A 6,401-nucleotide genomic window follows, 5' to 3' on the forward strand; every position below is an offset into this window, starting at 1 on the left:
ATAAGGTATTTGAATGGATTTAGGTACGGTCATAGGTATTGTTTTAGTCTTCGCACTTCTGATGGGTGCTATGGCAATGGGGGTAGGCGTTGGCGCTTACATCGACATCCCTTCTGTTCTTATCGTTATCGGCGGTAGTATCGGCGCTTTGATGGTGTCGTTTAAGCCGTCTCAAATGAAATCATTTGTGAAAATTTTTATGGTGGCTATAAAACCTCCTCAAGAGGATAGAGTCGAGCTTATCAAAAAACTTGTACAGTTTGCTACAAAAGCCAGAAAAGATGGTATTTTGGCGCTGGAGAGTGAGGTTAATGATGAGCCGAACGAGTTTTTGAAAAAAGGTCTCTCCATGGCTATTGACGGTAATGAACCCGACAATATAAGAGAGCTTTTAGAGATTGAGATGGAGCAGACAAGTACGCGTCATAAGGTAAACGGTTCTATCTTTAGTCAATGGGCAGGACTTGCCGGGGCTATGGGTATGGTTGGAACACTTATCGGTCTTGTTGCCATGCTTTTAAATATGGCTGACCCTTCTGCAATCGGTCCATCTATGGCGGTTGCACTCTTGACCACCATGTACGGTGCGATTATCGGTAACGTTTTGGGAACACCTATTGCCAACATATTGGGCATAAGAAACGACGAAGAGACGCTTGTTAAAGAGATGATTTTGACGGGAATTATGTCGATACAATCAGGAGACGCTCCAAGAGCACTGGAAGCAAAACTACTGAGCTATCTGCCTCCAAAAGAACGTGTGAGTCAATATAACTAATGGCTAGGAAAAAAAACAATTGTCCTGAATGTGAAAAGTGTCTTCCAATGTGGCTGGCAGCCTTTGGAGACCTTATGTCGCTGCTTTTATGCTTTTTCGTTCTTCTTCTCTCCATGTCAAGTATGGATGCAAAAAAAATATCTGAAGCTATCGGCTCACTCTCTGGAGCTATGAGTGTTTTAGAGGGTGGTATTAAAACCGAAGTTTCCAAAAGACGTATCCAAGAATCAACACCTATTGAAGCGGCAGATGAGACATCTGAGCAAGTTAACAGAGTTATGCAGGCACTTACAGAGGTAAATGAGATGACTGCAGAGGGGAACGGTCCTGCCGTCTCTCTTGAAGAGGCGCAAGACGGCTTTGTAATAGAACTTCCCGCTGCGCTTCTTTTTAAATCAGGCAGTGCTACGATTCAAAATGAGGATGCTCTGCTTTTCTTAAAAAGAATAGCTCTTATAGTAGGAGAGCTTCCAAATCGGACAAAAGTAAGTGTGCAAGGGCATACCGACAATCAATCTCCGGGAACAGAGAGCCCCTATAAAGACAACTGGGAACTCTCTTCTGCCAGAGCTATTTCGGTCTTGCAAGAGCTGCTCTTAAACGGAGTAGACCCAAAGCGTATAAGCGCAGCGGGATTTGCTGAGTTTTCTCCAAAAGCAACGAATGTAACCGAGAGTGGCAGAGAGAAAAACCGCAGAGTCGAACTTCATTTTTACGGTGCAGACCCAGATGATAAACAAAAAGTCAAGCAAGGCGTCTTAGATAAGGCAGCAAGCAAATAATGTTTAAGCTTTTTTTACTCTTTTTATGGTTGGGAGCAACCTCGGTTTTCGGGGCTGAAAACGTCGCTATTCCGACTATGAACTTTGAACTCTCTGCACCCTCTTCGCCGCAGCAGCTAGTAAGCTCATTAAATGTTTTAGTACTCTTAACGCTTCTCTTCTTGGCGCCTAGCATGGTGCTTGTCATGACTACTTTTACGAGATTTGTAATCGTTTTTGGTTTTTTAAGACAGGCTCTGGGCACGCAGCAGGTTCCTCCGACACAACTTTTGGTTATGCTTGCGATGATTTTAACTTTTTTTGTGATGGAGCCTGTAGGGGTAAAAGCTTACGAAAACGGCATAAAGCCATATATAGAAGAGAAGATAGGGTATGAAGAGGCGTTTGATCAGACTACTCTTCCGTTTAAAAACTTTATGATTAGAAATACAAGAGAGAAAGATTTGGCTCTCTTTTTTAGAATTAGAAAGATGGAAAATCCAACAACCGTTGCAGATGTTCCTCTCTCGGTAATCATTCCGGCATTTGTGATCAGTGAGCTAAAGACCGCCTTTGAGATAGGCTTCTTACTCTTTTTGCCGTTTTTGGTCATAGATATGGTTGTCGCATCTATCCTTATGTCTATGGGTATGATGATGTTGCCGCCTATTATGATAGCGCTCCCCTTTAAGATTCTTGTCTTTATTTTGATAGACGGCTGGAACTTATTGATCGGAAATCTTATAGCCTCCATAAAATAGATATAAAAAGTAGAAAATGTGAATTGTAAATATTTCGGTGAATGTGGTGCATGTATAGTTTATGAAGGCGGGTACGAGCATCAACTCTCGTTAAAAGTAGAGTTGAACAAAGATAGATTTAAACCCTACTACGAGGGGGAAATATCTGTTTTTAGATCCCCGCAGAGTCACTATCGCTCAAGAAGCGAGTTTAAAATCTGGCATAAAGATGATGAACTCTATTATGCGATGAATCATGTCAACAAAAGCGGTATTGTTTTTGTTGATGAGTGTCCGCAGGTGAGCGAGCCGATAGCCGCTTTGATGCCAAAACTCTTAACTGCTATAAAAAAATATGAGATAGGTTTTAAGCTTTTTGGTGCTGATTTTTTAAGTTCGAGTGCAGGTGAGATTGTTGTTTCGCTGCTCTATCATAGAAAGCTGGATGAATCTTGGAGCGAGATTGCTCAAAAAATAGCCTCTGAACTTGGTATTTACATAATAGGTCGAAGCAGAGGTCAAAAGCTCGTAGTCGGTCAGGATTATGTAACAGAACTTCTAAATGTAGAAGACAGAGAGTTTAAGTTTCACTATATAGAAAACAGTTTTACCCAGCCAAATGCAAAGGTAAACGAGCAGATGATTGCATGGGCATTGAAAAATTTGCCTAAGAGCGAGAGTGATCTTCTTGAGCTTTACTGCGGAGCAGGCAACTTCACGATACCTTTCGCCGGCAAATTTAGAAAAGTTTTAGCTACTGAGATATCAAAATCCTCCATCAATGCTGCAAAGGCAAATATGAGCCTAAACAGTGTAGAAAATATAGCATTTGTAAGAATGGATGTGGGAGAGTTTGTGCAGGCTCTTGAGGGTGTTAGAGAGTTTAACAGAATGAAAGAGATAGATATAAAATCATACGACATTAAAGCTATATTTGTAGATCCGCCAAGAAGCGGGATGGATGAGGCAACATGTGAGTTTGCTTCAAGATATGATACTATCTTGTATATCTCTTGCAACCCTGAAACACTTGCAAGAGATTTGGAGAGTCTATCCAAGACTCACTCTGTTGCAGAGATGGCTCTTTTTGATCAATTTCCATATACGCACCATGCAGAAATGGGCGTCAGATTGGTAAAAAAAGGTAGTTTATGATGAGGGCACTGGTTCTAATTTTGACAATTTTGCCATTTTTATATTCAAAAAATATAGACCTGGAAATAGAAAATAAAAGATTGACTCAAGAGATAAACAGATTAGAAAAAATAGTAAAAAAGCAAGAATTTCTTTTAAAAACCAAAGAAAATAACGAAAACAATCTGTTAATATATAGCAACAGATGTGAAGAAGAGAGCCCTTTCCCGGATCTGATGATGAAAGAAGAGCATAAAAAAAGCTCGCATGATAAAAATGAAATCATAACTTTTACAGCGAGCGCTTTTCGCCTAACAACAGAGAGTGTAATCTATGACGCCGCCAACGGAGAGAAGATTGAGCTCTGGGAGAAGGGCACATCTTTTACTTCCAACAGTATGATGGATGGGTGGATTAAAATTTCCGGTTATTTCGTAAAGAGAAGGTGGAAAAAAGCACAAAGAGAGATGTGGGTCAAGCAAGCGCAAACCATAAAAAGATAGCAGTAAAATTATAATGATATAATGCTGCAAAAAAAGTTAGAAGACAGTATATGAAAAAAATATTAATTATCGGTGATGGTGAAGTATCTAAACACTTTATAAACAGGATTATAGAGACTCACACAAGCGAGAATATCTACTATGTAGTAGAGACAAAAGCAAGAAAATATCAAAATGTAAATCCGTCACGTTTTAAATTTTACGAGTTTGACCCCACAAGCCTTTATAAGCTTGCAAATCTGCTTAAGATGGAGTTTGTGCAGGTTCTTGTCATTATGGACAGCAAATTGGATGTCCAGCACACTATTAAAAACATAAGAAGCATTAAAAAACAGCTACGCATTATTGTTCTGAACAAATGGAAGCTTGAAAACGATGACTCCAATGTGGTTTTAATTGACTCAAATGAAATTCTCTCCTCAAGATTAATCGATTACCTGCCTAATGTTCCTGTTATTGCCCAAAATGTCGGAATAGGCGAGGGCGAGATAATGGAAGTGCTTGTTCCATTTGGAAGTTCATTCATCTACAAACACATCGGCGTTATAGAGCAAAAAGAGTGGCGCATTGTCGCTATATACAGAAACAGAAAACTAATTATGCCAAACCGCCGAAGAATGATTCAGCCAAATGACCTTCTGCTTTTAGTAGGCGATCCTGCCGTTTTAAAATCTGTATACAGGGCGATAAAGAGAGAACTTGGACAGTTCCCCGAACCTTTTGGCTCTAACCTTTACCTCTATCTGGATATGGATTTGTTAAATCTTAAAACGATAGAAGATTTTATACAAAGAGCGATTTTTGTGCATAATAAGCTTGGGCATACTTTGATAATCAGAGTTGTAAATCCTAGTGATTTTGATGTTATTTGGATGATTAAAGAGTATAGAGCAGAAAATATTATTATTGATATTAACTATGATGCTCAAAACATCAAAAAAAGTTTTTTTAACGATATAAAAGCGTACCATGTTGGCTTAGTGATTGTTCCAAACGAGATATTTGATGATTATGAGATGAGAGGAGTCCTGTTTGAGGCGCAGGTGCCTGTTTTTAAAATAGCAGACAGAGAGCTCTCAAGCGTAAAGGATGCTTCTATTATACTTGGAGACAATCGTGATTTGGAGAAAATCTCCTCAACTATATTTGACGTCTCCGAGCAGATGAGTCTCAACATTGAGCTCTATAACTATATGAACGAACATCAAGAGGCAAAAGAGCAGGTAATCGAGCACTACTACAACCTTGCGACAATCTTCTCAAAGAGCATTAAAATTATAAAAGAGAGTGAAAATCCAATAAAAAAACTAAAACAAAAAGATGATTTTATACAGATTATTCCTTTTACAAAAAAATTAACACAAAGAAAGATCTACTCGACTCTCTCAACCGACAGCGAAAGACTCTACCACAAACTCGATGCAAATCATCAGATATTTATACCAGTGCAGATTTGATTTAGCCGTTTTTTAGCCTTATTTAAGTATTATACATCTAATTAAATTTTGGATAAATAATGCAAGTACATATAGAACTTAAAAAAGTTGTAGACAGCTCTTATGATATAACTATCGGCAAGCTTCCCAAAATAGATTTCGATACAAAAGTGGCAGTTGTTACAAACCCGACGGTATCAGCTCTTCATCTCGATTATCTTCTCTCAAACATTGGCGCTAAAGAGCTTCATGTCGTAACACTTAGGGATGGCGAAGAGTATAAAAACCAAGAGAGTGTCGATGCTATTTTGGACTCTTTGTTTGAACATCGTTTTAACCGTAAATCTATGCTTATTGCCTTTGGCGGAGGCGTAATCGGCGATATGACGGGATTTGCGGCAAGCATCTACCAAAGAGGGATTGACTTTATTCAGATTCCTACAACGCTTCTCTCGCAGGTTGACGCAAGTGTAGGCGGAAAAACAGGCATGAACAACAAGTACGGCAAAAATCTTGTAGGCGCTTTTCATCAGCCAAAAGCCGTATATATCGACCCATATTTTTTGACTACTCTTCCAAAAAGAGAGTTTGCAGCGGGCGTTGCAGAGATAGTGAAGATGGCAGTTACATTCAACAAAGAGTTTTTTGAGTTTTACCGCAGCATGATGGCCTATGAATCCAGTTTCAAAAATAAACAGGATATATTGGTTCTTGATCAAAGCGGCGCGTTTTTTGAGTATTTTAAACACGGGATGCCAAAAAACAATGGTGCAACGGCCTCAAGTTGATTATAATGACCGTTTTTTGGCTTGATTGATTTTGAAGAATATACAAATATGGAGAATGGAACGATGATCATTAATTTTCTTTCGGCCTTGTCCCTGCTGTTTGTATTGGAGGGATTGATGCCTTTTGCCTCTCCCGAGCGCTGGAAACAACTGTTGCGCAAAATCATCAAGGCAGATGATAGAACATTACGTATTGCAGGATTTATTAGTATGTTGGTCGGCGTTATCATGCTGACCATCATTCACCAATTTGCTGATTAA

General features: G+C 39.2%; 7 protein-coding genes and 1 pseudogene. All 8 read left to right on the forward strand.

The genetic code is table 11. From position 1 onward, the window contains the following. Positions 1–13 precede the first annotated feature (13 nt). The 8 genes and pseudogenes from RQ763_RS08430 (at position 14) to RQ763_RS08465 (ending at position 6,401) form a co-directional block, all read left to right on the forward strand. Complete coding sequence (locus RQ763_RS08430; RefSeq protein ID WP_294929397.1) at positions 14–778, forward strand: motility protein A; 765 nt, start codon at positions 14–16, stop codon at positions 776–778. A 47-nt stretch (positions 779–825) separates the two neighbouring features. Continuing rightward, the gene (locus RQ763_RS08435) at positions 826–1,560 is read left to right on the forward strand and encodes a flagellar motor protein MotB (protein ID WP_409932375.1); all 735 of its coding nucleotides are present in this window, start codon (positions 826–828) and stop codon (positions 1,558–1,560) included. Next, positions 1,560–2,300: a flagellar type III secretion system pore protein FliP gene (gene fliP, locus RQ763_RS08440; protein ID WP_314152352.1), complete on the forward strand. Its 741-nt coding sequence runs from the start codon at positions 1,560–1,562 to the stop codon at positions 2,298–2,300. The genes RQ763_RS08435 and fliP overlap by 1 nt, the downstream gene beginning before the upstream one ends. A gap of 18 nt (positions 2,301–2,318) precedes the next feature. Further along, positions 2,319–3,434: a tRNA (uridine(54)-C5)-methyltransferase TrmA gene (trmA, locus tag RQ763_RS08445; RefSeq protein WP_314152353.1), complete on the forward strand. Its 1,116-nt coding sequence runs from the start codon at positions 2,319–2,321 to the stop codon at positions 3,432–3,434. Further along, entirely contained in the window at positions 3,431–3,916 is a 486-nt protein-coding gene (locus RQ763_RS08450) for a hypothetical protein (protein ID WP_314152354.1), read from the forward strand. The genes trmA and RQ763_RS08450 overlap by 4 nt, the downstream gene beginning before the upstream one ends. Positions 3,917–3,966: 50 nt before the next feature. Beyond that, complete coding sequence (locus RQ763_RS08455) at positions 3,967–5,373, forward strand: COG3400 family protein (protein WP_314152355.1); 1,407 nt, start codon at positions 3,967–3,969, stop codon at positions 5,371–5,373. Positions 5,374–5,432: 59 nt separating this feature from the next. Further along, positions 5,433–6,005: pseudogene (locus RQ763_RS08460) on the forward strand (3-dehydroquinate synthase family protein); the annotation flags it as partial. Positions 6,006–6,161: 156 nt separating this feature from the next. Then, positions 6,162–6,401, forward strand: a complete 240-nt coding sequence (locus RQ763_RS08465; RefSeq protein ID WP_314152356.1) for a DUF2065 domain-containing protein — start codon at positions 6,162–6,164, stop codon at positions 6,399–6,401.

Origin of the sequence: Sulfurimonas sp., assembly GCF_032250635.1 — a bacterium.
Classification (GTDB): Bacteria; Campylobacterota; Campylobacteria; order Campylobacterales; family Sulfurimonadaceae; genus Sulfurimonas.

Coding starts and splice junctions, on each gene's coding strand:
- RQ763_RS08455 (WP_314152355.1), top strand. CDS start 3,967: ATGAAAAAAATATTAATTATCGGTGATGGTGAAGTATCTAAACACTTT.
- fliP (WP_314152352.1), top strand. CDS start 1,560: ATGTTTAAGCTTTTTTTACTCTTTTTATGGTTGGGAGCAACCTCGGTT.
- RQ763_RS08450 (WP_314152354.1), top strand. CDS start 3,431: ATGATGAGGGCACTGGTTCTAATTTTGACAATTTTGCCATTTTTATAT.
- RQ763_RS08435 (WP_409932375.1), top strand. CDS start 826: ATGTGGCTGGCAGCCTTTGGAGACCTTATGTCGCTGCTTTTATGCTTT.
- RQ763_RS08430 (WP_294929397.1), top strand. CDS start 14: ATGGATTTAGGTACGGTCATAGGTATTGTTTTAGTCTTCGCACTTCTG.